At 55.7% G+C, this 25,440-nt stretch carries 25 protein-coding genes and 2 pseudogenes; 14 read left to right on the forward strand and 13 right to left on the reverse strand.

Going from position 1 to position 25,440, the window contains the following annotated elements:
* Nucleotides 1-177: 177 nt before the first annotated feature.
* Nucleotides 178-933 (forward strand): annotated as a pseudogene (locus AC1RGE_RS00850) (MCP four helix bundle domain-containing protein); the annotation flags it as partial.
* A gap of 66 nt (nucleotides 934-999) precedes the next feature.
* Entirely contained in the window at nucleotides 1,000-1,788 is a 789-nt protein-coding gene (locus tag AC1RGE_RS00855) for a methyl-accepting chemotaxis protein (protein ID WP_370059486.1), read from the forward strand.
* Between the two features lie 205 nt (nucleotides 1,789-1,993).
* Here the strand turns inward: AC1RGE_RS00855 and arsH are convergent, their stop codons facing one another.
* From arsH to AC1RGE_RS00875, 4 genes are read right to left on the reverse strand one after another with little or no spacing between them, the layout of a single operon-like run.
* A complete protein-coding gene (arsH, locus tag AC1RGE_RS00860; RefSeq protein ID WP_346624425.1) occupies nucleotides 1,994-2,692 on the reverse strand; it encodes an arsenical resistance protein ArsH in 699 nt (232 codons plus the stop codon).
* Between the two features lie 9 nt (nucleotides 2,693-2,701).
* Complete coding sequence (locus AC1RGE_RS00865; protein ID WP_011060484.1) at nucleotides 2,702-3,172, reverse strand: arsenate reductase ArsC; 471 nt, start codon at nucleotides 3,170-3,172, stop codon at nucleotides 2,702-2,704.
* A gap of 28 nt (nucleotides 3,173-3,200) precedes the next feature.
* Nucleotides 3,201-4,484, reverse strand: a complete 1,284-nt coding sequence (locus AC1RGE_RS00870; RefSeq protein ID WP_492583014.1) for an arsenic transporter — start codon at nucleotides 4,482-4,484, stop codon at nucleotides 3,201-3,203.
* A gap of 20 nt (nucleotides 4,485-4,504) precedes the next feature.
* The gene (locus AC1RGE_RS00875) at nucleotides 4,505-4,852 is read right to left on the reverse strand and encodes a metalloregulator ArsR/SmtB family transcription factor (protein WP_011060486.1); all 348 of its coding nucleotides are present in this window, start codon (nucleotides 4,850-4,852) and stop codon (nucleotides 4,505-4,507) included.
* 230 nt (nucleotides 4,853-5,082) lie between these two features.
* On the opposite strand from AC1RGE_RS00875, the gene AC1RGE_RS00880 reads away from it, so the two are divergent.
* A complete protein-coding gene (locus AC1RGE_RS00880; protein WP_492583016.1) occupies nucleotides 5,083-5,637 on the forward strand; it encodes a hypothetical protein in 555 nt (184 codons plus the stop codon).
* 244 nt (nucleotides 5,638-5,881) lie between these two features.
* On the opposite strand, the gene AC1RGE_RS00885 is transcribed toward AC1RGE_RS00880, so the two are convergent.
* From AC1RGE_RS00885 to AC1RGE_RS00895, 3 genes are read right to left on the reverse strand one after another with little or no spacing between them, the layout of a single operon-like run.
* A complete protein-coding gene (locus AC1RGE_RS00885) occupies nucleotides 5,882-6,313 on the reverse strand; it encodes a carboxymuconolactone decarboxylase family protein (protein WP_011060488.1) in 432 nt (143 codons plus the stop codon).
* A gap of 28 nt (nucleotides 6,314-6,341) precedes the next feature.
* The gene (locus AC1RGE_RS00890; RefSeq protein WP_492583018.1) at nucleotides 6,342-6,962 is read right to left on the reverse strand and encodes an FMN-dependent NADH-azoreductase; all 621 of its coding nucleotides are present in this window, start codon (nucleotides 6,960-6,962) and stop codon (nucleotides 6,342-6,344) included.
* Nucleotides 6,959-7,405, reverse strand: coding sequence for a GNAT family N-acetyltransferase (locus tag AC1RGE_RS00895; RefSeq protein ID WP_258611703.1), 447 nt, complete (start codon nucleotides 7,403-7,405; stop codon nucleotides 6,959-6,961). The genes AC1RGE_RS00890 and AC1RGE_RS00895 overlap by 4 nt, the downstream gene beginning before the upstream one ends.
* Before the next feature lie 87 nt (nucleotides 7,406-7,492).
* Here AC1RGE_RS00895 and pdxR point away from each other — a divergent pair, with 87 nt between their 5' ends.
* Both pdxR and AC1RGE_RS00905 read left to right on the forward strand, forming a co-directional pair.
* Entirely contained in the window at nucleotides 7,493-8,896 is a 1,404-nt protein-coding gene (gene pdxR / locus AC1RGE_RS00900) for a MocR-like pyridoxine biosynthesis transcription factor PdxR (protein WP_492583020.1), read from the forward strand.
* Between the two features lie 1,272 nt (nucleotides 8,897-10,168).
* On the forward strand, nucleotides 10,169-10,939 hold the full coding sequence (locus AC1RGE_RS00905) for an enterotoxin A family protein (protein ID WP_492583022.1): 771 nt from the start codon (nucleotides 10,169-10,171) through the stop codon (nucleotides 10,937-10,939).
* A gap of 66 nt (nucleotides 10,940-11,005) precedes the next feature.
* Here AC1RGE_RS00905 and AC1RGE_RS00910 read toward each other — a convergent pair whose 3' ends face one another.
* Both AC1RGE_RS00910 and AC1RGE_RS00915 read right to left on the reverse strand, forming a co-directional pair.
* Nucleotides 11,006-11,407: a type II toxin-antitoxin system HicB family antitoxin gene (locus tag AC1RGE_RS00910; protein WP_492583024.1), complete on the reverse strand. Its 402-nt coding sequence runs from the start codon at nucleotides 11,405-11,407 to the stop codon at nucleotides 11,006-11,008.
* A 35-nt stretch (nucleotides 11,408-11,442) separates the two neighbouring features.
* On the reverse strand, nucleotides 11,443-11,625 hold the full coding sequence (locus tag AC1RGE_RS00915) for a type II toxin-antitoxin system HicA family toxin (RefSeq protein WP_492583026.1): 183 nt from the start codon (nucleotides 11,623-11,625) through the stop codon (nucleotides 11,443-11,445).
* A gap of 248 nt (nucleotides 11,626-11,873) precedes the next feature.
* On the opposite strand from AC1RGE_RS00915, the pseudogene AC1RGE_RS00920 reads away from it, so the two are divergent.
* The 9 genes and pseudogenes from AC1RGE_RS00920 to AC1RGE_RS00960 form a co-directional block, all read left to right on the forward strand.
* Nucleotides 11,874-12,042, forward strand: a pseudogene (locus AC1RGE_RS00920) (transposase); the annotation flags it as partial.
* Nucleotides 12,043-12,415: 373 nt separating this feature from the next.
* Nucleotides 12,416-12,934 (forward strand): sugar O-acetyltransferase, encoded by a 519-nt coding sequence (locus tag AC1RGE_RS00925; protein WP_492583028.1) that lies wholly within the window; start codon nucleotides 12,416-12,418, stop codon nucleotides 12,932-12,934.
* 20 nt (nucleotides 12,935-12,954) lie between these two features.
* The gene (locus AC1RGE_RS00930) at nucleotides 12,955-14,193 is read left to right on the forward strand and encodes an aminotransferase class III-fold pyridoxal phosphate-dependent enzyme (protein ID WP_019094712.1); all 1,239 of its coding nucleotides are present in this window, start codon (nucleotides 12,955-12,957) and stop codon (nucleotides 14,191-14,193) included.
* Nucleotides 14,171-15,958: a thiamine pyrophosphate-binding protein gene (locus tag AC1RGE_RS00935; RefSeq protein WP_492583030.1), complete on the forward strand. Its 1,788-nt coding sequence runs from the start codon at nucleotides 14,171-14,173 to the stop codon at nucleotides 15,956-15,958. Before AC1RGE_RS00930 ends, AC1RGE_RS00935 begins: the two co-directional genes overlap by 23 nt.
* A gap of 100 nt (nucleotides 15,959-16,058) precedes the next feature.
* The gene (locus AC1RGE_RS00940; RefSeq protein WP_492583032.1) at nucleotides 16,059-16,904 is read left to right on the forward strand and encodes an SDR family NAD(P)-dependent oxidoreductase; all 846 of its coding nucleotides are present in this window, start codon (nucleotides 16,059-16,061) and stop codon (nucleotides 16,902-16,904) included.
* Nucleotides 16,897-17,520, forward strand: a complete 624-nt coding sequence (locus AC1RGE_RS00945; protein ID WP_492583034.1) for a DUF1349 domain-containing protein — start codon at nucleotides 16,897-16,899, stop codon at nucleotides 17,518-17,520. The genes AC1RGE_RS00940 and AC1RGE_RS00945 overlap by 8 nt, the downstream gene beginning before the upstream one ends.
* Nucleotides 17,521-17,526: 6 nt before the next feature.
* Nucleotides 17,527-18,312: an HAD-IIB family hydrolase gene (locus AC1RGE_RS00950; protein ID WP_492583036.1), complete on the forward strand. Its 786-nt coding sequence runs from the start codon at nucleotides 17,527-17,529 to the stop codon at nucleotides 18,310-18,312.
* Nucleotides 18,313-18,330: 18 nt separating this feature from the next.
* Nucleotides 18,331-19,356: a methyltransferase gene (locus tag AC1RGE_RS00955; RefSeq protein ID WP_492583038.1), complete on the forward strand. Its 1,026-nt coding sequence runs from the start codon at nucleotides 18,331-18,333 to the stop codon at nucleotides 19,354-19,356.
* 109 nt (nucleotides 19,357-19,465) lie between these two features.
* Nucleotides 19,466-20,656: an MFS transporter gene (locus AC1RGE_RS00960; protein WP_259699709.1), complete on the forward strand. Its 1,191-nt coding sequence runs from the start codon at nucleotides 19,466-19,468 to the stop codon at nucleotides 20,654-20,656.
* A gap of 351 nt (nucleotides 20,657-21,007) precedes the next feature.
* Here AC1RGE_RS00960 and AC1RGE_RS00965 read toward each other — a convergent pair whose 3' ends face one another.
* The 4 genes from AC1RGE_RS00965 to AC1RGE_RS00980 form a co-directional block, all read right to left on the reverse strand.
* Nucleotides 21,008-21,316, reverse strand: a complete 309-nt coding sequence (locus AC1RGE_RS00965; protein WP_492583040.1) for a hypothetical protein — start codon at nucleotides 21,314-21,316, stop codon at nucleotides 21,008-21,010.
* Between the two features lie 528 nt (nucleotides 21,317-21,844).
* Nucleotides 21,845-23,722: a caspase family protein gene (locus AC1RGE_RS00970; RefSeq protein WP_492583042.1), complete on the reverse strand. Its 1,878-nt coding sequence runs from the start codon at nucleotides 23,720-23,722 to the stop codon at nucleotides 21,845-21,847.
* Nucleotides 23,719-24,357: a hypothetical protein gene (locus AC1RGE_RS00975; protein ID WP_492583044.1), complete on the reverse strand. Its 639-nt coding sequence runs from the start codon at nucleotides 24,355-24,357 to the stop codon at nucleotides 23,719-23,721. Before AC1RGE_RS00975 ends, AC1RGE_RS00970 begins: the two co-directional genes overlap by 4 nt.
* A 391-nt stretch (nucleotides 24,358-24,748) precedes the next feature.
* Complete coding sequence (locus AC1RGE_RS00980; protein WP_492583046.1) at nucleotides 24,749-25,255, reverse strand: hypothetical protein; 507 nt, start codon at nucleotides 25,253-25,255, stop codon at nucleotides 24,749-24,751.
* Nucleotides 25,256-25,440 lie beyond the last annotated feature (185 nt).

Consider the following 25,440-nt stretch of genomic DNA (forward strand, 5'->3'; position numbering starts at 1 on the left):
CTGCGTCCCGACAGGCCTGGATTGACCCGAGTGAGTATCGACGTTGCCGTGCCGGGTGGGCCGCTAACCCAGTCGTCGGCTTGTTTGCAGCTCTCTGACACTCAGTCGATAGCGTGGAATGACAGCAGGGAAGTACCGACCATTCTATTGGAGAGATAAATAATGAACGTCAGGACAATGAATCTTGCTCCAAGGTCTGCCGCCTTTTTCTCGCTCATTGTCCTGGTGGTGTTCGCCCTGGGCATTGTCGCCGTGCTGCAAATGGGCAAGCTGCGAGACGCGGAGCAGGATGTCGAGACCAACTGGATGACCAGCATCCGCGAGATCGGCAAGATGAAGACCAGCGTCTTGCGCCTGCGCCTGGAAAGCATCCGCATCACTGTGACCACCGACGAACAGCAGCGCCAGACCCGCATCGCCTCGTTGAGCGGTTATCGATCCAACCTGCAGAACACCATCAACCAGTACGAACCCCTGATCACCGGGCCGGCGGAGCGTGAGCTGTACCAGGCTGTAGCGACCGATGTGCAGGCCTACTTCAAGCTGGTGGACGAGCTGGAGCCGCTGTTGCGCAGTGGCGACAACGCCGCGGCCATCACCCTGATCAACACCCGCATCAGCCCCATGACCAACGCCATGCAGGAGAAGATGGACAAACTCTCGGACTTCAACGACGAGGGCGCCAGGCAGGCGGGGATCACTGCCGAGTCGGTTTACAGCAGTGGCCTGACGCTGGTGTTGGTGTTGATGGGGGTGACGGTGGTGCTCACCGTGGTGTTGGCGGCGGTGCTGACCCGCAGCATCACCGCGCCCATCAGCGACGCCCTGGCCGTGGCCGAACGCATTGCCGGCAGCGACCTGTCCCGGGAGATCGGCGTCAGTGGCCGCGATGAAGCCGGCCGCCTGCTGGCCGCCCTGGCGCAGATGCAGACCAACCTGCGGGAAACCATCGCTCACATCGCCGATTCCTCCACCCAACTGGCCTCGGCCTCGGAAGAAATGACCGCAGTGACCGAAGACGCCAGCCGCGGGCTGGTGCGCCAGAACGACGAAGTCAGCCAGGCGGCCACCGCCGTGACCGAAATGAGCGCCGCGGTGGACGAGGTGGCCCGCAACGCCGAAGCCGCCGCCCAGTCGTCCCGCGAGTCCATGGAGTTCACCCGCTCCGGCATCGAGAACGTGGCCCAGACCCTCAAGGCCATCGAAGGCCTGGCCGGCAACGTGGCCAGCACTGGCGAGCAGGTCAAGGCGCTGTCCAGCCGCGCCCAGGACATCAGCAAAGTGGTGGAAGTGATTCGCGCCATTGCCGAACAGACCAACCTGCTGGCCCTCAATGCCGCCATCGAAGCCGCCCGCGCCGGCGAGCAGGGCCGCGGCTTTGCGGTGGTGGCCGATGAAGTGCGGGCCCTGGCCCACCGCACCCAGCAGTCGACCCAGGAAATCGAACAGATGATCAGCGCGATCCAGGCCGACTCGACCCACGCGGTGAGCGCCATGAACGTCAGCGCCGAGATGGCCAGCAGCTCGATCTCCGTGGCGCAGAACGCCGACCTGTCCCTCAAGCAGATCGCCCAGGCGATTACCCAGATCAACGAACGCAACCTGCTGATTGCCACCGCCTCGGAAGAACAGGCCCAGGTGGCGCGCGAGGCGGACCAGAACCTGACCAGCATTCGCGAGCTGTCGATCCAGAGCTCGGCGGGGGCCAGCCAGACGGCCAGCGCCTGCGGGGAGATGGCCAATCTGGCGATCGAATTGAACCGGCTGGTGGCACGGTTCAAGGTTTGAGCGCGGTTTTTTGCCCTACGGTGGTCTGGTTCCTCCGTAGGCGCTGGCTTGCCAGCGAAGCTCGCCAACGATGATGCGCAATCAGCGAATCAATGCGGCGCCAGCGAGTGTTTTGCAAGCCAGCGTGCGCCTGCCCAAACCCATTCTTGAAATCCGGGTTCACAGGCTTTTGTCGGCGCAGGCTGCAAATGGGCTGTTGCGCCCCTCAGATTGAACGCTGGTTGACCCGGGCCATCAATTGCTCGGCGCTTTCCTTGCGCTCGGAATAACGGTCCACCAGAAACGCCTGCCGGTCGCGCAGCAGCACGGTGAACTTCACCAGCTCTTCCATCACATCCACCACCCGGTCGTAGAACGGCGAAGGCTTCATCCGCCCGGCGTCGTCGAACTCCATGTAGGCCTTGGGCACCGAGGATTGGTTGGGGATGGTGAACATGCGCATCCAGCGCCCGAGCACGCGCAACTGGTTGACCACGTTGAACGACTGGGAGCCGCCGCAGACCTGCATCACTGCCAGGGTTTTGCCCTGGGTCGGACGCACCGCGCCGAGCTCCAGCGGAACCCAGTCGATCTGTGCCTTGAACACCGCCGACATCGCCCCGTGGCGTTCTGGCGAACACCAGACCTGGCCTTCTGACCACAGCACCAGTTCGCGCAGTTCCTGGACCTTGGGATGGTCCACCGGGGCATCGTCGGGCAAGGGCAAGCCGGAGGGGTTGTAGATCCGCGTCTGGGCACCGAAATGCTCCAGCAGGCGCGCGGCTTCTTCGACCAGCAGCCGGCTGAAGGAGCGCTCGCGGGTGGAACCGTAGAGCAACAGGATGCGCGGCTTGTGCTCGTCTGGCGTCGAAGTGGGTGCGCCATCGAACAGGCGCAAATCCAGGTTAGGCAGGTGCTCGGACATGGGGCCTCCTTAAAGCGTGCCGATGCGATCGAGCTCGGTCTTGAGCTGATCGCGGCTGAGGTGGTTGAAGGGCAGTGCGAAGAAGGCTGCGCAGCGCTGTTCGATCTGCGCCAGGGTGGCGCGGAACGCGGCGTCGATCGCTGCCTCTTCACCGCGCACATCGGATGGGTCCGCCAGCCCCCAATGGGCCTTGAGCGCCGGGCCGAAATACACCGGGCAGCTTTCACCGGCCGCCTTGTCGCAGACGGTGATGACAATATCCGGCGGGTTGTCGGCGAAGGCGTCATTGCCCTTGCTGTACAGGCCGTCGGTGGCGATGCCGGCCTGCTGCAAGGTCGACAGGCTACGTGGCAGCACCTGGCCCTTGGGGAAGCTGCCGGCGCTGACCGCCGCAAACCCCTCGGGCGCCAGATGGTTGAACAGGGCTTCGGAAAGAATGCTGCGGCAACTGTTGGCCGTGCACATGAACAGGACTCGCATGGGGGGCTCCTGCCGCTTTGGGCGGCTGTCAGAGGCTCAGGCGCAGGGCCAGGGCCGAAAGGGTGACCAGCAGAACCGGGAGGGTCAGCAGCACGCCGACCTTGAAGTAATACCCCCAGGTGATGCGCAGGCCCTTGCGCTCCAGCACGTGCAGCCAGAGCAACGTGGCGAGGCTGCCGATGGGGGTGATTTTCGGGCCCAGGTCGCAGCCGATGACGTTGGCGTAGATCATCGCCTCGCGCACCAGCCCCTGTGCCTCGCTGACCTGTATCGACAGCGCGCCGATCAGCACGCTGGGCATGTTGTTCATCACCGAGGACAGCAGCGCCGACAACAGGCCCGTGCCCAGGGTGGCGCTCCACAGCCCCTGTTCGGCCAGGCGGTTCAGCACCTGGGCCAGCAGGTCCGTCAGGCCGGCATTCTTCAGGCCGTACACCACCAGGTACATGCCCAGCGAGAACACCACGATCTGCCACGGCGCCTCGCGCAGCACCCGGCGCGTGGAGATCCGGTGGCCCTTGGCGGCGACGGCAAACAGCAGCGCGGCACAGGCCGCCGCCACGGCGCTGATGGGAATACCCAGGGGCTCCAGGGCGAACAGCCCGACCAGCAGCATCAGCAGGGTCCAGCCCCCGACCCTGAAGGTGGCCCGGTCACGGATCGCCGTGCAAGGTTGCGGCAGCGCATCCAGGGCGTAGCGGTGCGGCAGGTCCTTGCGGAAATAGAGGAACAGCACCAGCAAGGTCATTGCGACACTGGCCAGGCTCACCGGCAGCATCACCGCCGCGTACTCGGCGAACCCCAGCCGGAAGTAGTCGGCGGACACGATATTCACCAGGTTGGACACCACCAGCGGCAGGCTCGCGGTGTCGGCAATGAAGCCCGCGGCCATGACGAAGGCCAGGGTCGCTCCGGGGCTGAAACGCAGCGCCAGCAGCATCGACATGACGATGGGCGTGAGGATCAGCGCTGCACCGTCATTGGCAAACAGCGCCGACACCGCCGCCCCCAGCAGCACGCAGAAGGCGAACAGCCGATGGCCGCTGCCCCTGGCCCAGCGCGCCACATGCAGGGCGGCCCATTCGAAGAACCCGGCCTCGTCCAGAAGCAGACTGATGATGATCACCGCGATGAAAGTCGCGGTGGCGTTCCAGACAATGGCCCACACCGTGGGAATGTCCTGCAGCGATACCGCGCCCACCGCCAGCGCGATGATTGCGCCGAGCGTGGCGCTCCAACCGACGCCGAGGCCCTTGGGCTGCCAGATGACGAGAATCAGGGTGAAGAGAAAAACAGCCACAGCGACAAACATGCGGGTTCACTCGATAGGGGTCAGCAGCAAGCGGCTTCGCGAACGGGGCGGCCATCCATGTTCTGCAGGCGCGCGGCGTTGTCCTTGAGCCAAGCGGCGTTGGCCTTGGCCGTCACATGCAGAATCTCCCGGACCCAGCCCGGCAACTCGGGGTTGAGGCGGTAATACACCCATTGGCCCTGGCGGCGATCGAGCAGCAAGCCACTGCTGCGCAGTTGCGCCAGGTGGCGGCTGATTTTTGGCTGGCTGTCGTCGAGTGCACACATCAGCTCGCAGACACACAGCTCACCCTGATCGGCGATCAGCAGAGTGGCGCGCACACGGGTTTCGTCGGCCAGGCTTTTAAAGACTTCGGGAGGCGTGATCATGCTCGCTCCTTATATATGGAGAATCGAATATACGAATATCCATATGTATTGGGCAAGCCAAAATTTTTCGAGACGCAGGCCTATGGCGGGGAGCGGCCAGAGGAGCGTGGCTTTTCATGGACGTTGCACGGCCGCCCATTGCACTATTGCGCCGGCCTTTCAGCCACCCATCACCCTCCCGTCGAAGACAGAACCCTCGACGGCCCCTTGCCAAGGAAGTCATCAGACCCATGACCGTCAGCGAACTGCTTGCCGCCATTCGTAAACCCTATGTCGAAACCCTGGCGCGTATCGCCGCAGAAGGGGCCGCGCATGTCGAGCCCGCTTACCGCAACAGCGATGGTTCGCTGGCGGTTGAAGGGGCCATGGCCACGCCTTGCCGGGTGGATGTGATTGCGGCCGAGGGCGCTTCGACTGGCAAGCCGGTGCAGGTCGATTCCGAAACCGAGCTGGGCTTTGAGCCTGTGCGCTTTGCGATCGAGCAGATGGCGGTGGTGATCTCGCCCTTTGGCTGGGACTGGCTGCCGCTGGAGGTGCGGGGCTTGAGCCTGGAACAGGCCTCTGAGGTTATTCGCACCTGGTTCTTTGAATGGTTCGATGGCGAAGATGAAAACCCGCCAACCGAAGAAGGGCTGCAAGGGGTGCTGCACTTTGTGTCGGACCCGGAGGCCACGGAGGAGGGGTACAGGGTCAAGATTGACCTCGGCTCGGCGCCCGAAGAAGCGCTGGAAGCACTGCTGTTTGCATTGGCCGATGCCGGCGCCAGCGGAGCTTTTCTCGCATAGAGCAGGGGGAGGTAAAACGGCGACCACGAGCCGACCTGATATCGCTTCCCCTGTAGGAGCTGGCTTGCCAGCGAAGCTCGCCAACGAAGACGCGGAGCCACCTTCTTACCGCGTGCACCTGGGGGCGGGTGGCGGCCAACCCGGCATCCTGCCGGGTTGGCCACGGCTCAATGCCTGCCTTCGACCCTCCTGTGCGCAGGGGCAGGAAGATCAACAGCCAACACCGCCAACGATGGCTTCGCTCTCAGAGCTTCATGCCCACCGCCAGCCGGTTGAAGGCATTCATCAAGGACACGGCCAAGGTCAGGTCGGAAATTTCAACGTCGCTAAAGTGCGCTTTCAGCGGTTCGTAGAGCTCGTCCGGCGCGCCCTTGTCGTGGACGTAGGTGAGGGTTTCGGTCCAGGCCAGCGCGGCGCGCTCGCGTTCGCTGAACAGTTCGCTGACGCGCCAGCCGGCCAGGCAATCCAGCTTGTCTTGCGCCACCCCACACTCGCGCAGGGTCTGTGAGTGCTTGCCCAGGCAGAACGAGCAGCCGTTGATCTGCGACACGCGCAAAAACACCAGTTCCACCAGGGGCAAGCCCAGCGGGCTTGCGACCAGGGCGGTGTTGGTGGCGAGCAGGCCTTGATAGGCGGCTGGCGACAGGGTGGCAAAGGGCAGTCTGAGTTGGCTCATGGTGAAACTCCGATAGGGAAAAAAGTGATCAGGCACAAACGAGAGGGTTGAACAGGGGCTGCAAGGACAGTGCGCTGCGGGCCTCGTCGAGGGTTGCACGCACGGCCTCGTCACCGAACACCAACCCTTGCAGATAAGTGAACTGCAGGTCGAACAGGCCGAGGGTGTTCAGCACCTGGCGCAGGTAAGGCGTCAGAAAATCCGGTTGGCGTGCCCGTTCGCCCTGGTGAAAGCCGCCGGAACTGACCAGTACATGCACCGGGCGGTCCTTGAGCAGGCCGACCTTGCCCTCCGGGTCGGAGCTGAAGGTGCGGTGAATGCGCAGCACGTAGTCGATCCACAGCTTGAGCGCGGCCGGCAGGGTGAAGTTGTGCATGGGCGTGGCAATGAGCAGGGCATCGCTGCGCTCCAACTCGCCGATCAGCCCCTCGGACACCTCGAACAGTGGCGCGTCGAAGGGCGTGGGGGTGGTCAGGGCGTGGGCGTAGTCCATGCCCAGGGGGGGCAACGGATTGGCCCCCAGATCGCGTTCGACCAGTTCCAGGTGCGGATAGCGTTGGCGCAGGGAGCTCACCAGTTCCAGTGCCAACTGGTTGCCATGGGAACCCTGCCCACGGGGGCTGGCGTTGATCAGCAGCAGGTTGTTCATGCCGGCTCCCCGCCTTGAAGTCGTTGAGTGAAATGCATGCCCCGGGCCAGCAGCCCCTGGCGGAAATAGAAGCGCTGGGCCAGGGGCATATGCAGGCCGGTATCCAGCACCAGGTGATCGCTTTGACGCTGCACGGCCTCATCACGCACGGCGCTCAGCAGCCGCGCACCCAAGCCGCTGCGCTGAAGGTCGGGGCTCACGACCAGGTCATCAACGTAGATGAAGCGCCCGTAGAGCAGGTTTTCCAGCTCGCGGTAACCCGCCAGGCCGACGATGCGCTCGGCGTCCCATGCGGCGAGCAAGCGGTAGCCCTGTTCGGCCTGCCGGGCTACTTGGGCGACATAGGCCGCCGGGCTGGTGAGCTGGGGGCGCAAGACACGCATCAAGTCGAAACTGGCCGCCAGGGCCGCTTCGCTTTCGAGGTGTTGAAGGGTGTAGGGCATGTCCGTCATCCGCTGAAAAGAGATGACCCACTTTAGAAGGTCAATGGCTTAAGCTACAGGGCCAAAAAATGCATAAATGACTAGGCCATGATCCTTCCTTTCGAATTGGACCGCAGCCAGACGGCGCCGATCTATCGCCAGCTTTACCAGCGGTTTCGCGAGTCCATCGCCGATGGCCGCCTGCGTCCGGGGGACCGAGTGCCGGCGGTCCGCGCCCTGGCGGCGGAACTCAACCTGGCGCGGGGCACCGTGGAAGCGGCCTACCAGCTGCTGATAGGCGAGGGCTACCTGACTGCTCGCGGGGCCGCCGGGACCATTGTCACACCGCAACTGGCACCGGTTTCGGCGCCCACGCAGCGCGCCCCAGTGGCCCCCACGACCTACCAGGCCACCCATGCCGGCACGCTGCCGCTGGCACTGCAAATGGGCCTGCCAGCGCTGGACGCCTTTCCGCGCAAGCTCTGGACCCGCCTCGCGGGCCGGCAACTGCGCCAGGCGGGCGTCGAAGGCCTGGTCTACCCGGACGCGCGCGGCTACGCCCCGTTGCGTGCGGCCATTGCCTCCTACCTGGGGATTTCCCGGGGCATCAGCTGCCACCCGGAGCAGATTTTCGTCTGCGCCGGCTACCGCGCCTGCCTCGACCTGATCAGTCATACGTTGATGCGCCCTGGCGAAACCTGCTGGCTGGAGGAGCCCGGCTACTTCATGGCCAGGAGCGCGCTGCTGGAAGCCGGTGCGCAACTGGTGCCGGTGCCCGTGGACGATCAGGGCCTGGACGTCGCCCAAGGCATCGCTCGCGCCCCGCAGGCCGGTTTTGCCGTGGTCACCCCGACCCACCAGAGCCCGCTGGGAGTGTCGCTGTCCCTGCCGCGGCGCCTGGCTCTGCTGGACTGGGCCAACCGCCAAGGCAGCTGGATCATCGAAGACGACTACGACAGCGAATACCGCTACCAGGGCAAACCCTTGCCGGCCCTCAAGAGCCTCGACCAGCAAGGCCGCGTGCTCTACACCGGCACCTTCAGCAAAGTCCTGTTTCCAGGGCTGCGCCTGGCCTACCTGGTGGTGCCCGCCGAACAGGCCCCGGCGTTCGCCCGCCAGGCGGATCGTTTGCACAACCACTGCCCGCACCTGCAGCAGGCGACGGTCGCGGCCTTTCTCAACGAGGGGCACTTTGCCCGGCACCTGAACAAAATGCGCGGCCTGTATGCGCGTCGGCGCCAATGGCTGGTGGAGGCGTTGCACCAGCACGTGGGTGGGCGTTTGCAGATAGACCCGCAGGCCGGGGGCATGCATGTGGTGGCGGGGCTGGGGGAGGGGGACGATGTGCAGATTGCCCAGCGGGCTCGGAGGGAGGGGATTGCGGTGGAGCCGTTGTCGCAGTGGTATCTGGGGGGCGAGGTTAGGCAGGGGTTGGTGATGGGGTTCACTAATGTGGTCAGTGCCGAGCAGGCGGTGAGTGTGGCGTTGCGGTTGGCTCGGGCCATTGGCTGAAAAGCGGGGCTACGGCCGCTGAGGCTGGAGTCTTTCCTGTGGCAGCCCTCACCAATTGGCAGGCCACACCCCCTGTGGCGAAGGCTGAAGGGCCAGACCAAAACCTGTAGCCGCTGTCGAGCGCAGCGAGGCTGCGCACGAGGACGCAGTCCTCGCCAAACCTGCCGATGCTTTTCACCTGGCTGCATACAGTTCTGCGTATATATCCGTTGCTGCGGTCACGGCTGCTTAGGGTTCCGCTCTTACAGCGGGTCACTTTGGATATCCGGAATGCCGGCCAACCTTCGCGGCCAAACGAGTGCCGCGCGATCCCTTCACGTGATAACTATCTTGAGTATTCCCGAGCACCGGCTTGTGCTCCATCCATTTGATTACTATTCAAAAAATCTAAGCAGGCTCTCAGGGAGTCGATTTGGAAGAGCGCCGTTTTGCTAGATGTTGTGATGACGGGCTGTGGCCCTGTTTTTCTGGACACTATCAAAAGCTGGAAAGTTCTTTCTTTAATGGGGGCGATATAATTATTTCGTAAATGGCCTAGTCCCGGTTCAGGTGAGCGAACTATCAATGTGCAGCCAGGAGTAGCTGGATGCAGTTGTGCTGTGGTTGAGTGTGCGTTCATGTAAGGGCTTCGATTTAAAGTATTTAAATAACTGCTCGGAAGCCTGCGATAGTGTGTGGTGATTCTACGAAAGTCCTGAATGTGGTAGGTCTAAATCTACCATTCTATATATTTTTGTGAGAGGTAATAAAGATGAAAGCTCCCAGGTTTGTATTTTTTCTAATTGCGTTTTTTGGGCTGGTTAATGGGGGGGTTGCGGTCGCAGCTCCTGAAAACTGCCCGTCAGGTAGTTACTCGGGCGTGCATTTGCGATATGTAGGGTATCGTGAAAGTGATGGTTATATTACATTTGCCGTTAAAGAAGACAATGGTCAGCTGAAGTCCAGTAAAGAGTACTGGTTGTCCAACTATAAAATGGATAACTCCTGGGCGAAGGCCACATACTCCGGAGCTTTGACTGCACTCATGGCCGGCTCTTCGCTTTGGATTAATTGCTCTGGGAAAGCCTTGGATCAGCTTTATATATATGCATACTAGAATGTCTCGCGCCTAAGCGCAGGGGCTGGTGGGCATGGCACCAAGATGGTCCTTTGAAGACTTCTGGTTGTAAAGTAGTCGGTGTATTGCTGTTGCGTTGGCAAGAGTGTCACTGCCATGGAAGGGGTTAAGCATTCTCCATTAATGTGTGAGTGTCTTTATGTGGGTGAGTAAATATGTGTAAAGTCCGATTTTTTGTCTTCCCTTTATTGGTGTTTGTTTCATTTTTTTCGATGGCAGATAATCTCCCTAATGTCTATCGTGCGGTAGGTCTATTGGATACTCCTGCTGCTACAAAAAAAGCCGGGGGGTTTTTCCCAAAAGGGATGGATGGTTCTCGGCCGAATCAGCCACCGCCAAATATAAATTTGTGGAATCACACTAATGGTGCTGAAACAGGATTGGCTAGATATGATTCTGGGTATGTGGCTACAACGACTTTAAGAGGTACTGCGCTGGATTGGTTAGGTACCCATTTGGGGAATAATGGGTACATATACCACATAAGGCCAACTCCGAATTTTATCGATGTTAACAATACGTTATTAAGATATTCGCCACATCCTGCAGAGCATGAGGCTGCCTCACTGGGGATGATTCACTGGGATCAAATTGTGGGTTGGGAGCGGGTTGAATACGGCAGAGTTCATCCTTTCGAAAATAATCGAGACTACAACGCTCAGCGATATGGCGGAATAGTGCAGGGGATACCAAACGTTCAGCCCCAGCTTGCTGGGTTTCCTGCTGGTCACGTTGCATGGCAACGAGAACCCTGGGTTGCTTTTGCTAATTGCACATCGACGTCTAGCTCTGCCTATGCGTTAAGTGCTAGTTCTTCCTGCTCCCCTAAAGAGAGTTCCGAGAGTTATGGGGAAGAATTTTTTTACAAACAAAATATTGGTCGATGGCTTCCTGCAGCTATTTCGCCCTTGCTTCTCGACAACTGATTGGTATGCCTTGGAGGCCCAGTATCATGAATAGGTGGTCTGGACTTCATCGACCTAGAGCCGCTTTCAGCGCCCGAGTTTTTCCATCGCGGCATCCGCAAGAAAGGACGACCGGCTCTTGATGTTGTGCTCTCGCACAAATCGGTCGATCTGCTGGATCACATAACCCGGCAGGGTCACGTTGACCTTCTCGGTCTTGCCCAGGTAAGGCGCAATATCGATATCCAGCATGCCCCAGCCCATGCCCTCGAAATCGGGGTTGGCGCGGTGTTTGCGGGTGGGAGAGGGCAGAGGAATGGTGTGCCCCGCTCGGGCCAGCTCTTCGAGCATGACGTGGGCAATCTCGATAGCCGCGCTATAGGCGCTCTCGAAGCTGTCGCCCGCGGTGACAGCACCAGGAATGTCGGGAATCTGAATGCCGGTGGCGGTGTGTTCGTCGCCCCATTCGATGCAGATGGGATATTGCACGGGGATTTCCTCAATAGGTGTGAAGGTGGTGGGAGCTAGATCAGTCCAGCCAGTTTCCTGATGGCCCTGACCGTGCCCCGTGGCAGATCCTTCTTCGGGTGAGGCACCGGAACGGTGTTGGGCCTGTAAGGGTGCTTGAACAGATGATGGCTGCCAGTGACTCGCTCCAGCACCCAGCCTGCGGCTTCAAGCTCCTTGATCAACTGTCTGCTTTGCACCTCCATCTCCTTATCGGGGTGAGAGATGCTTTATAACTCCAGGTGCATAATAGCGCAGGTTGAATTGTGTGTCTGGAGTTATGTATCGGGGCATGTCGTTCGGGCTGGTTTTTGGTCTTGGGCGGCTGGGCAGGTCGCTCAGCAAGTCCCGGTGTGAGCGGCCCGTCTCAAGCGGCATAAACCAAGCAGCGTAAACAGTGAAAGGCGGCGAGGGCGCTATGTCCTCGCTACTTCTTCAGTAGCCGTCCGGCCAAGCCAGCGATATCGCCCATGCACAGCCGCTGCTGGATCAGGTGGCCCGGTAATCCGGGGCGACCACGCAAGCGCCGTCGCTGGTTACTGGCGGATAAAGGCTATGACGCAGAACACCTGCGTCACTACTGCGACCGGCATCGAATGCAGCCGGTGATCCCGCTGCCATCAACCTGCGCATCGCAGGTCAGGTGCGACGCGTAATTGGCAGCCCATCGGCGCCAATCCAGAACGGGAGTAACAGGCCCTGAAAGCAGTGACACAAGAATACGGCTGGCGTAATAACCAACTTGCAAGGCGCGGGTGGCGAGTGTAGAAGGTGGAAAAAATTCAAGAAGCGCGGAAGTACATTTAAAAATTAAATAGTAGATGGGGATGATGATGGCTGAAGGGAATCAGGCTGTTGGGAAAGTGTGGGCGTTAATCGTGGGTGGTAGTGAAATACGCGGAACTAGTGATCGTCTTATTTGCTCCCGTTTACTTGCCGAACAGCACGGCATGAGTGCTCTTTGTTACGCCCGTGTCTACAGGGTGGCGTATGCGTGAGTTCATGACATTCGATGCGGCGGAACCTGCTTTAGTTGCCCGTAGGCGCATCGCCCGTGCTTTGTGTTCCTCCATCAGCAATAACCCTGATGGCCGGGAGGCGCTTTATAAACTCCTGTTCGGGTCAGTGGGTGAGGGGTTTGAACAGTGGGGCAATTTCTTTTGTGAGTTTGGTTCGAACATAAACATTGGCGAAGGTGTTTTTATTAATGCCAATGGGGTGTTCCTCGATGCGTTTGAAATAAATATCGGCAACCGTGTGTTTATCGGGCCTCATGTCGGTATCTATACCTCTAACCATGCCAAGGATCTTGAACAGCGGCGTCGTTATATAGAATTGGGTGCACCTGTAGTCATTGAAGATGATGTATGGATTGGCGGCGGCGCAACAATCTTGCCGGGCGTCATAGTGGGTAAAGGGTCAATTATCGGTGCGGGTGCTGTCGTGGCAAAGTCGGTTCCGCCACACAGTAAAGTGCTGGGCGCTGGTTCTCAGGTTTATCCGATCTAATCAATAGAGGGCATAAAGGGATGTTTGTCTATCAGTCACGCGTGAAAGACCAAATTGTTGGCTCTGTTAAAGATGTCAGTGTTCATGCAGAGGGTGGCATCTACACGGATGCGATTTCGGGCATGTTTAACGTACCGTTCGGGTATTCATGCGACCCCATCAAGCAGCATATTTCCAAAACGTTGACGGATCTGCCTTTCCACCCCAAGGATCATTTCTATTCGTCCGAGCTGTTTGAAACTTCAGAGCTGCTGCTCAAACGCGCCAAGATGGAAGATGGCGGCTTGCTGTATGTCAACAGCGGCTCGGAAGCCATCGAGTCGTCGATTGCCATGGCCTTGGAATATCACCAGCGCAAAGGCAATACGTTCAAGAAGAAAGTGATCTGCCGCAAGCACTCCTATCACGGCGCCACCTTGGGGGCCCACAGTATTACCGGCAGGAACGATTTCAAGGACCTGCGTTGCAGCGGTTACGACACTATTCGGATCAACCCGCCATTCCCTGTTGTTCACGAAGGTCAGGCGTTGGAAATGCACAGCGTGGCGGATGTGGAGAATATTATTCTTCATTATGGTGCGGAGCAGATCGCTTGCATTATTTTCGAGCCGGTCAACCATTTGAAAGGGATGCGGCAAACTCCCCGCGAGTACCTGATCGGTATTCGGGAACTCTGTGACCGTTACGACATTGTGATGATTACCGATGAAATCGTGACCGGCGCCTCTCGAACCGGAGAGTTCTTGAATACCCATCAGTTTGGGGTTTCTGCCGATATCGTCGCGCTCGGGAAAGGCATCAGCGGTGGTTATTACCCGGCATCCGCTATGGCGACATCCCATAAAATCGCCTCGGTGTTTGACAAGCCAGAGCCGTGGATCCCGTTTTCCTATTCGCATACCTATGCAAGCAACCCGGTTTCGATCGCGGCCATCAATGCGTCGATGCGCGTGCTGGAACAGATAGAGGCCGCAGGGCAGCTACAAAAACTCATTACAAAGACTCAGGCGCTGTGTCAGGAAATCGCCGGGAATGAGCGGATCGCCCGAATTGAATCCCATGGCTTGCTGATCGGCATAACCCTGGACTCAAGCCTTGGGGAGCAGGCAGGCAAGAAATTGGGTGGGCTGTGCTTTGAAAGGAAGTTGATTATCCGAGGTGAGGAAGATTGGGCTTGCCTGGCGCCCGCCTACATCATGTCAGAAGAAACGCTAAGTGACGTGTTCGAGGTGTTGAATGAATCAATTAGTCAGTTATGACCTCGAGCCAGTTGCCAGCCTGTTGACGCCGTTATATGGCATTCGTCAAAGCGTGCATAAACGGAAGGCGTACCTGACGGCCGATGAGTATGTGCGTGCCAATGAGGAAATTGAAGTCGGTATTGCCGAGTCGTCGAAGTGCCAGACGATCAACGAACTGTCGGTAGCCATCGCCAGACAATTTACGCCGTTCTATTCAGACGCAAGGGTGTGCCTGGAGCGGATTCATGAAATTGCCGGTTACGGAACCCTGGCATCTTGCCTGTCGTCACTGAACATTGCCGAAGCACTGTTTGCATTGGAGTTCTGCAATGCGGCAGGGGTGGCCAATCAGGATCTGGTAATTGGCAGGGGGCATATTGCGCCATTGTTTTATGCTTATCGTCATGTGCTCAACGGTATGCCTTTGGCTTTTTTGGCTGCGGTTCACGACAAGATTCCGGCTGTTGTCAATAAACACTACGGTTTTGCCTACAGCATGCGGCATAGCCTGGGCGAGGGAGTGGGCATTGCGTTGGGGCGAGCGAATACCAATCGTGATGCACGTGTTATCTGTGTGGCGGGTGACGGTGAGTTGAACGAAGGGGTGTCTTTCGAGGCGATTCGCCTGGTTGGCGAACTTGAGGTCAAGAACCTGACGTTGATAGTGGACAACAATGGCAGAGGGATTGACCCGCTTCCCGGGAAGTTGAGGCCAGAGTATTTGGCCGCCTACTTTTCGGATGTTTATGAAGTGGATGGACACGACACCCAGGCAATCAGTGAACACATTCGCCAGGCAGAGAAGGACCAACGGTCGACCGCGATCATCTGTCATACCGAAAAAGACGTTCACTCCTTCAAACGTGCCAGCCATCAGAGTTTGATGACGTCAACGGACGATCAGCAGAAGAATGATCTGAGGAAAGCGTCCAGTTGCAGTCGGACGGCCGACATTATCGAAGAGGTTCGCTCAGGGGCACCTGCCCATGTATTCACCGCGGATCTGGCCGCTCGGTTTGGCCTTAAGGCATTGTCCGGTTATTGCAACACCGGCCTGGCCGAGTCAGCGTTGCTGACCTGCGCGATGGGGTGCCCGGATGATGAGCTGAAGTTTGTCCTGACCGATGACAAGTATTACCTCAACGCGATAGATGTACTGCACTCTGCTTTGATTGCCTGTCGTAATTTGCATGTCATTGGCGCTCGGAAAAACGGTGTGTGGGGCGGCGCTACCTATGCCTCAACCGTATTCAGCTTGCTGACGGAAGAAACCGTTTACGAACTGACAGACCCTCTCGATCTGTTGGCCTGTATTCAGCGGCAGAAAGCGAAGGGTGGAAACGGCCTGTACTTAATGTACGACCAGCCCATGGAAAGAGTGTGTGCCCTGAGGGAGAAGTACCGGAAGCTGTCTGAAGATATCTATATTTTTCAGTCCGAGTTTGCCGCAGGTTCATTGATAGTGTCAGCGGAGTCGATGGCGTACGAAGCCTTTCAGGTCGCCACGACCAAAAGATGCACGCATATCCGGTTTCTGTCCGTTCGGCCGGATCTTGAGTTGGTTAAAGAGATGCTGGGCCAATGTGCCGAAATCATTGTCGTCGAACATAACAGTGGTCGCTTCAACCTGGCTGAATACATTGAGTCCAGTTTGCTGATTCGAGTTCGCAAGGTCTTCAGTGATGCCTATGAGTGGCCAACAATCGAGACGTTCCAGGCCAATGTTGCACCTCGAGTACTGGGTGCGTTGTTAGCTGACCCGCCGTACGCATTAGCTAATTAGGCTTCACAGGTTTAAATGCAGTTTTAACTGTTTATTTATTGGTTTTCTGAACCCTGTATAGGGTTCGGCAGGCTTTCTATGGATTCAGGAGCAGTGGTTTATGACGCAGGGAAATAAAGCGCAAGGCAAGTTGTCCGGTAAAACCATGATCGTCGTGGGCGGTGCCAGAGGCATCGGCGCCGCGATTGTTGAAGTACTGGCCAAAGAAGGTGTTCATGTCTACATCTTTGATACCGACCGGACACCCAATGCAATCAACCACTATCAAACTCAGGATGTCAGTGGTTATCAGGCGGCTCGCACGCTGGCGGCGGATCTTGTGGAGCAAGGGTTTTCGGTAAAGGCCATAGCGGTCGACGCAACGTCTGAAGCCCAGGTCGTAGAAGCCGTAGGTGGCGTCGTCCATGAGTCAGAGCACTTTTACGGCCTGGTCAACGCCATTGGCAGCAGCCATCTGATCAACACGGTTGAATCAGCGCTGAGTGAGTTTGACGCGATCGTGCAAACCAACCTTACAGCACCTTACCTGACGTCGCGCGAAGCTGCCCGCGCACTGATCCAGAGAGGCAAGGGCGGTGCGATCCTGAACATCAGCTCCATTGCCGCAAAAGTCGCTTTTCCTGGAATCTCTTCCTACTGCGCCGCGAAAGCCGGGTTGCAGGGCTTCTCTGGCGCCTTGGCGCTGGAGTTGGCCACTCACAATATCCGGGTCAACTGCGTTTGCCCCGGCATCGTCAAGACCAATATGTGGAAGTACCTGGAGAACCGCCTCATCGAACCCAATGAGTCGCTGGATGACTTGTGGGCTCGCATGGAGGGGCTGATCCCGTTGGGTCGTACACAGATCCCGGAAAACATTGCCCGGTTCTGTCTGGCGGTCCTTGAGAACGAAGACATCACGGCTCAATCCCTGTCGGTCGATGGCGGAATGAACCTGTATGGATGACACCGTTGGCAATACGCCTGTTTTGCGCAAAGACCCGAACACCGTACTGAGGATCAGTGATCGTGTGTTCGCTCCCGAGCATTGCGCGCAGCTGCGTTATGTAGCGCCGGTTCTGAAACTGCGCAGCGAACCCGGTAGCGATTCGTTCAATATTCCAGGGCTTCATACGGTGGACAGCTTGGGCACTTTGCTCACGTCGGTGACGGGAGAGTTTGCCCTTGGCGCTGACATCAAGTTATTCAGCCTGGCCAAGTTTGATGCTGCCGGGCTCTTTCTTGAAGTCGGGCTGCACAAGCTGAAGTTCGGTGTTGAAGAGTACGGCAGCAACAAGAAGATCGTGTCGGTGCATTCATCGCCCTATAGCGATGAAGTCAATGGCATCGAGGTAAACGATGAACCTGTGCGGCTGTTCATTTCGCGAAGTGGGGATGTGTTCTCGTGTTATCTGAGTGGCCCTGAGGGGGTCGTGGTTTTTCATCGGGCGTTCTATGTGAGCAACTGCCCGAATGAAGTCCGTGTCGGGTTTAGTGTGCAGTCGCCCTTTTCCGAGGGCGCGCTCGGGGAGTTTTCCCGGATTGAAATATCCTTACAGTCCATGGGACTCATCAGAGAGTGAACAGGTATGACGAGCAAAGACACCTGGTTGATAGTTTCTGATTTTGACGAGACGTTTATGCCGGTCTTGTCGTCTCGAGAGGCGGATGCCGGGATAGACAAACTGGAAAGCTGTTTGAATCAACTGAAACGCAAGCACCACCTGTTATTTGGCTGGGCCACGGGAAACAGTCAAGCGGTGGTCCTGGACAAGATGAAGAGATACCCCGAGTTTCCCTGGGACTTTGCACTGACCAGCCTGGGAACCGAGTTGTACTGGAATCACCCGGACAGTGTTCTGGAGGATGAGGGTTGGCCGTTACCAGGCGCTGGAGCGTTTCCAGAGCGGGTCATAAGGCTGAGCGCCCTGTTCGAGCAAGAGGGTATTGAGTTGACGTTGCAGTCGGAGGCTTTCCAGCAAAAACGCATTCGGGGTTATTACTTGAAGGCCGATGGCAATGAAGCGACCGCCATCGAGCAGATCCATAGGCTCTGTTTGCAGGTGGGTCTTGAGGCCTCAATTACCTACGCCAGTGCCGCCGCCGGCGACCCGGAGAATGTCTACGATGTAGCCATCATGCACCCAGGGTGCGGAAAGAAGCAGGGGGTCGATTTCATCGTCAAGAAACATGCGATTTCCGCCGCCAAGGTCATTTCGTTCGGGGACAGTTGTAATGACATCGAGATGTTGCTGGCCTGTTCACATGGTTACCTGGTGGGCAACGCTTCGCAGGAGGCCAGGCAGGCGTTTGATCGTGTTGTTGAGGGTTTCTATTGTCATGGCATCGTTGATGGTCTTCAACGGCATTTTTGAAGTGGGATAGGCATCTACATGGACAGTACAGTGCACACGGACCATCACAGTGATAAACAGATATTTGATATCTACTTCGGGTTTATCAATACCTACACCTTGTTTTTTGCCGATGAAGTAAAGCTGTTTGATCTGCTTGAAGGCAAAGCGCTGAGGCTGGATGAAATCGGCTCGGCATTGGAACTGGCCCCTCGAGCCGCACAGGCGCTTGTGGCTATGTGCACCAGTCAGGGGCTGCTTGAGAAGCGTGGGGAGTGTTATGGCCTGACGTCTTTGGCACAAGCGTTTCTGACCCGAAAATCGGAAACCTCGTTCAGTGGGGTTCTGCAATCCGCACGCCACAAAGAAGATGCGTTCTCCTATGCATTCTTCAAAGAGTCGATGCTCAGTGGAGAGTCCGGGTTGTTCGGTGAGACTGATCTGTTTGAGAACAATGCGCAGGACCAGCTGCACAGCGAGATTTTCACCAAGGCGATGCACAGTAAAAGCAAAGGACCGGCTCGGGCCTGGTCGGGTCGGATTGATCTGTCCGGGTATAGCTGTCTTCTGGATGTGGGCGGTGGTTCGGGTGTTCACTCTATTTGTGCGCTGGAGAAATGGCCTGAACTGAATGCCGTGATCTTTGATCTTCCCTATGTGTGCGATATTGCCGATACCTACGTCGAGCAGTACCGGATGGCGGGGCGCATCACAACCCATAAAGGAGACATCTGGGCGTCTGAGTATCCAGCCGCCGATGTGCATCTTTACAGTGATATCTTTCATGATTGGCCGCTGGACAAGTGTCTGTTTCTGGCCAAGAAGAGTTTTGATGCACTGCCCAGTGGCGGCCGTATCATTCTTCATGAGATGTTTTTTAACAAAGACAAGACCGGCCCACATAATGTCGCGGCTTATAACGCGAACATGTTGCTTTGGACCCAGGGTCAGCAATTGTCAGAGACCGAGATAAGGGAACTGCTGACGATCGCCGGTTTTCGCGACATTACAGTTTCCCGCACGCAATACGGTGACTGGAGCCTGGCAACCGGAATCAAGTATTAAGGTTGCTGACAACCAATGCCCTGTGAGGGCGTTTTGATTGCACAGTGTGAACTCAAGGTCCGGCGCATTCGCCCCGGACTTCACTTGTGTCTTCTTGCGGGAGATTAAAGTGATCCCAGTACGTTACCGTATTCTTTGTATTTACTCCGGCATGCTGGCGTTGACCCAGTATGAATGGATGCGCTTTGCGCCTATCACGGATCAGGTGTCCACCCAGTACGGTATTACTTATGGGGAAGTCGGTTCATTGTCTTTGGCTGTGACGGCACTTGCATTACCGCTGGCACTTCCCAGCGGTGGCCTGATTGACCGGATATCGGTACAAACAGCCTTGCGTATCACAGCCATTGCCATGTTGTTGGCGGCCTTGATCCGGGTGTTACAACCCCATTATGAATACCTGCTTGCCGGCCAACTGTTGTTCGGGTTCGTTCAACCGTTGACCATGTCGCTGCTCGTCAAGTTGATGATCACCTGGTTTTCTGAAGATGAACATGTGCGGGTCACAACGCTGTTCAGTATGGTGATTTTCCTGGGTATAGGCTCCGCGTTCATGATTGTCCCGTTGACGGAGGAGGGGAACGTCAGCAGTTCGTTGTTGATTGACGTCGCGATCCTGGGGCTGATTGCGCTATTGACCTTCATTTATGTCCCGCGAGATGGCCCTCTTGTGCAAACAACGTCCGCCTCGACCAAGTCCGGCGGTCGTTTACTGGCGGAGGGTATCGATTTATTGCGCACGGCTCCGTTCACGGCTGTTTTGCTGATGATTTTTTTAACCAACGGCTATTTCTCCGCCATTACGACATGGCTGGAGCCGATCCTGTTGCGTCAGGGGATCGATGCCCAGGTTTCAGGATTTATCGTTGTTCTGATGTTGGCCGGTGGTATCGCGGGTATGACGTTCATGCCTTTACTGGTGCGCAGCGGTGCAAGCGTGGGGGGCATTCTGTCCGGGGTTTCATTGTTGGCAGGGGGAGGCACGGTACTGCTTTTCACCTCGGGTTCCCCTTGGATATTGAGTCTGGCAGGGATCGTGATCGGTGCCGCGCTGTTATCTCCGCTGCCTCTTCTGCTGCAACTGATAGCCGACACTGCCGGACTCTCCAGGTCTGGGACGGCGACCTCAATTTTCTGGTTAGTCGGCAATATTGGCGCCACGATAATGATCGCGACGTTGGGGGTTATCGCCGACCACGGTGATTGGGGAATGGCAGCGGTATTGCTGTGTCTGGTTCTGGTCGTCCAGATAACGATTTCTCTCATGGGCTTTCGAATGGTCGGCGCTAGCACCACCTGACTTCATACGGTTCTGTGTACATATCCGTTGCTGCGGTCACGGCCGCTTAGGGGGCCGCTCTTACAGCGGGTCACTTTGGATGGCCCGAAATGCCGGCCAACCCAAAGTAACCAAAGGCTCTCTGCCCCCGCATCCGGCGCCTCGCTAGTGCTCGGCGTTCCCTCACTCCGGCATTGCTCCGGGGGCACGCCGCCACAGGCCATCCATGGCCTGATGGCGGCTAGCTCGGCATCCATGCCGAGCTGCCCCCTGCGCAACGCCTGCGTTCGGCCTTCTGGAGGGGGCAGGTAGATCAAGAGCAAGATCAAAAGCCAAAGCAAGATCAAAGGCCGGGGCAAAGCCAAGCGCGTATTACGCTCTGGTTGAGTTCAATGGCGTGCAGGCCTCTTGCGCTGTTCGCCACTGAATCACCTCCAGCACCGCGCAACCCTCCCGGGTGAGCAGATGCACCCCTCGGGTGACCCGCGTCAGGTCGCAGTCGGCAATGTCTTTCAGGTTAAGCGTGGACAGCGTGTCCATCAGATCCCGCACCACGGTGAAACGATGGGCCGCACTGCTGGCCAGATCGTTCAGAGAGGCTTGGGTGTCGAGGTAGAAAACGGCTTGGTTGGTGTCGTGGGTGTCGACGGCGGTAAAGCGCGAGAGTGGCTGGTCAATCATCGGTACAGCTCCTGTGCAGGGAGCAATCACCTGGGTTGCCGATGACGAGGAAAATGATCGCTGTGCGCGCCTATGACGACCGGAGAATCATCGCGCACAGCCGTCATCACATCCTGTCGCGGGCACCGGAAAGGTGATTGCAAAGGTGTTGTGGACGCTGATGCTGCGTTGTAATTCGACCGGCCAAGGTCGTCGCGGATGTTGCTGCGAGTGGGAACTATAGGGGCGGTGTTTGGAGGCGGCAACTGTGCATTGGGTGAGATGTTTGAGCGGTTATGTCGTAACAGTTATCTGGTCTTGTAGACAGACTTGAGAGACAGCTTTCGGCCAAAAGAGGACGTGCGCAGCAACTGCTTAAAGCCAAAAACGGACACTCAGATAAGAGAAAAATTTTGTCTTACACACAACCTAGCGCAGTACTTAACTTCGTCGACTATTACGATATTGTCATTTATTGATCACGATAAGCTTGGCGACCATTCGTGAAAAATTTAGTCAAAATAATCGCAGTCGCAGTACGAGTCACAACTAATCCTTTAAACTATCAAGGGAACAATCAAGACAAAACCAAGGTACACGATCCTCGAGCAATAACGATCCAATGACTGAAAGCTTGTAGGCAACGCTTCCACTGAGCTCATAGGATAATGTCCAAGACTTTATGAAGTCCTCAACTCGAAAAACATCAAAACCGATTTGCCATGCCTCGTTCGTTCCGCCCTCCATAACAATTGAGGAGTAGTGAATATAGGAAGCTGGGCGATAGCAAGAAAAACTCAAACCGTCAATCTGCCATAATTCTTCATTCAAAATATCTTCAAGCTCAAAAATCTTAGCCGCTCTCAATAGCACGGATAAAGTCTCAATTGGTTTCTCTACAAGGTCGTAGTTGTTTTTAAAATTCCTATGCTCCCGAGAGAGTAGATAGTTCAGAGCCTTGTCGGGGGGAATATCATATCTGGCGATCTTGCCTTCGCAGCTAATTATAGAGTTGAATAGCAACCCGACTAGCTGTTCGGCTTGTTCATTGAGGTCCAACGCTTTGGCCACAGTTAGAGAAACCTCCCAGTGTGACGCTTGAGCATCACTCAATGCAATCACAGAACCGGAATACAATTCCAATATTTTATTTAGAATGCCAGCGAATTGTTGACCTGCTTTCGTCTGATGCGATTCCGGCGCGCAAAGAAACGCGACTCCTGCCCATCCTAGAATCTTAGATAAGCGAAGAGGTAATTGATACAATTCCACAAAGCCACCACCCTCTCGTGGCAACAAACAGTACTTATTTTTTTCCAGCGAGGACAATACGGACTCGTTTACGACTAGAAGCTCTTCAGCAAGCTTGTAAGTTAGCAGTTCTGCTCCAGCATCTACTATAGGCGCACCCAAACTCGGGAGTAGGCAAGCCACTACTCCAGCAGTAATCATAGGCGTCCGATAAGCGTCATTAGACTGTGCAGCTTTTGTAGAGAATGTCACAGCTAAACGATCAGCGCAGCTAATCAATATCGATTCATTTTCCCGGCATGGATTTAATACTGAATTCACAAGTGAAATAAACCGTGAAGCGTTCCATTGCTGATCTAATGCGCCATACATGCTCCATATGTCATTGTAATTGTCTTTTATTGCTTTATCGAGATTTGATGGCCACTGATGCATTAAACTGCGGAGAGGTGTGTTGGGATCTGTTTCATATTTAGGATTACGGCAAAAACTAGGTGGCCCATACAGATTCAGCCCCCAAACGATTGCATTTTGTCCATGATCATCAAGTTTCTTTGATATATGCCTACCTATTTCTACCAAATCTAAAATACTTGCTTTATCTTGTACAAAGTCCCTTCCTTCCAAGCAGTCGAGAATGGCGTTAGTACCTATACCTCCTGCTTGAGTTTCGCCGGCGGTCTGGTTTTTTGCTGACGTAGCGATTAGCGTCAAAGCAGGTGTTCCGGCATCACCAATAAGCTCAGGCTTTAATAGTACTCCGAGATCCGATATCAGCCCACCACTCTGGCAAGCATCTATAATTATATTGCTCTGCTTTGGCGATGTTTCGTTAAGCAGCCTAAACAACTCACTCAACGACAGCGCCGTCATAGATTGCATTCTTGGGCTTGTATCCCGAAGCCACATATGGAAGCTACCAGAACTCACACCACCATGTCCTGCGAAAAAAAACGTGAAATTCTCTATGTATGAGTTTTCGAAAAGCGATTTTTTTAATGCAGATCTAACTTGTTCAATGGTCGGAGACTGTAGAAATAGGGAGTGTTCGGTGTTGAACTGACCAACTTCAGGCTTCACGAGAGCATTGAATATTCTTAACGCATCATACTCTGCAGATTCGAGAGGTTTAGCGTGATCATATTCGTTGCAGCCAATTGCTAGGAGGATCCTCATCGCGCACTCTCTCCGTAACGCACAAACTTAGCTTTTCGAGCAGACTCTCTTTCCAACGCCTCAGCCACCTTTCTTGCCTTAATGTCTTCGACCATCGCCTTATATGCCGGAGTGCTTTCTTGCATTACCCTTGTGAACTCATTAAACCCATCCGTTCCAAGGTGGATCTCTGGAAGTGTCACTTCTCCTGTCTTGTTCGCACTAAACTCGATTTTTTCAAGCATTTCCAAGAAGGCGAGTTGCAGAGATCCAGAATTCTTTGCATCCACAACGTTTCCAGTTTGATCACAGACCTTCGATAGTGATGAATAGATCATACTAGCAAACTGAGCTTCCATCTCCTCCTGAAAACGATTGAAGCATCTTTCTAAAATTTTAACGTCATGAGCAACAATGCTTTCAAGCGTAATATCAAAAAGCGTGGAGTGAGTTTCAATCCCGCCATTGTATACTTGGGGAGCAGCAGGATTGCAGAACGTCGCGCCATGCTTTATACGTTGCGCGTTTTCTGGATCGATATACTTTTTCATTATGATTTGCTGAAGCGTAGATAACATCTTTCTCAGGGATTCATTAAAGTTTTCTACAAAGTCAGAATCTACAAAATAATCAACGCTCTGGCTGTTACGCTCCACGATCTTCACCACTTTTACCGATCTAGTTAGGGCTAAAATTAAAGTCAGCCATGCCGACACTATGAGATGCCACCGTGTGGTTGCTATAGACCCGTTGTGTGTTACGTTTAATTGTAGAGCAAAATATAGAAATTCCCTGCTGTCGCACTTTTACAAGCTGTAAGGATGTCTCCTGTCAGCCGGTACTGGCGTCGACGCTCGGACAATCGAAAATGCTTTATTCAAAAGGTGATCAGCTCAACCGTCGTGAACCGGATCACCTGTGATTCACTTCTCTTTTTTCGGGGGTTGCACTTTCGGCATAGGAAGAGTGTTTTGTACAGGAGGTAACCCTCGATCATTGGTCTGTACTGGTCTGCTTGGGTTATGGCGTGGTGGCTGCGATTTCTCGTTACTCATTGGTCAACTCCGGGTAATGGCTTTGGAAGTACCGTCTCATCTGCGACTCGGCTTTGGTCATAAGACCTGCTTTCTCAGGAATGACCATTCCAGCAAATGCAGATTTCATTACCGCCGATTTCTTCTTGCGTATTGCGAAACGTTTTTCGTTGATTTCTCGCTCGGTCAGCTCACCTTGCGCGACATCAAACCACCCTTTTTCTGCGTCATCAGCTAATACAGAAAGCTCTATTCCCGCTGCGCTTAGAGGCTTGATGCGGGCTTTGAATGGAAGAAATTTGTACACGACCGATACGACTTGGCTGAGCATGATGAAGAAGCCCCACACAAATGCGTATTCTTTCCAGATAGCCCAGCCACCAATACTTCCAGCCGATGCTATGGCTAGTACTATAGCTATTCCTCTCTCTATATTTTCAGATCTGATTTGGTAGAGTTCTAGATAGTAGACATGTGCTTTAAGATTTTGCAGCTCCACCCAATACTGCGCTTGATACATCGCCTTGCTTCCGTTGCTAATGAGAAAAGCCCAATGCCGCGTCTAGGGAATCATACAGTTCCTTTGAGACTGTTTGCACTCAGACAATCCATCTGCCTAGGCTAAAAGCATTCGTCAGATGAGAGGCCGCTTTTGGCCGATAGCAGTCTTTCACTAACTAGTCCTCGCCACTTTAAGCTAAACAA

The organism is Pseudomonas sp. GW823-FHT02C05, assembly GCF_058797595.1.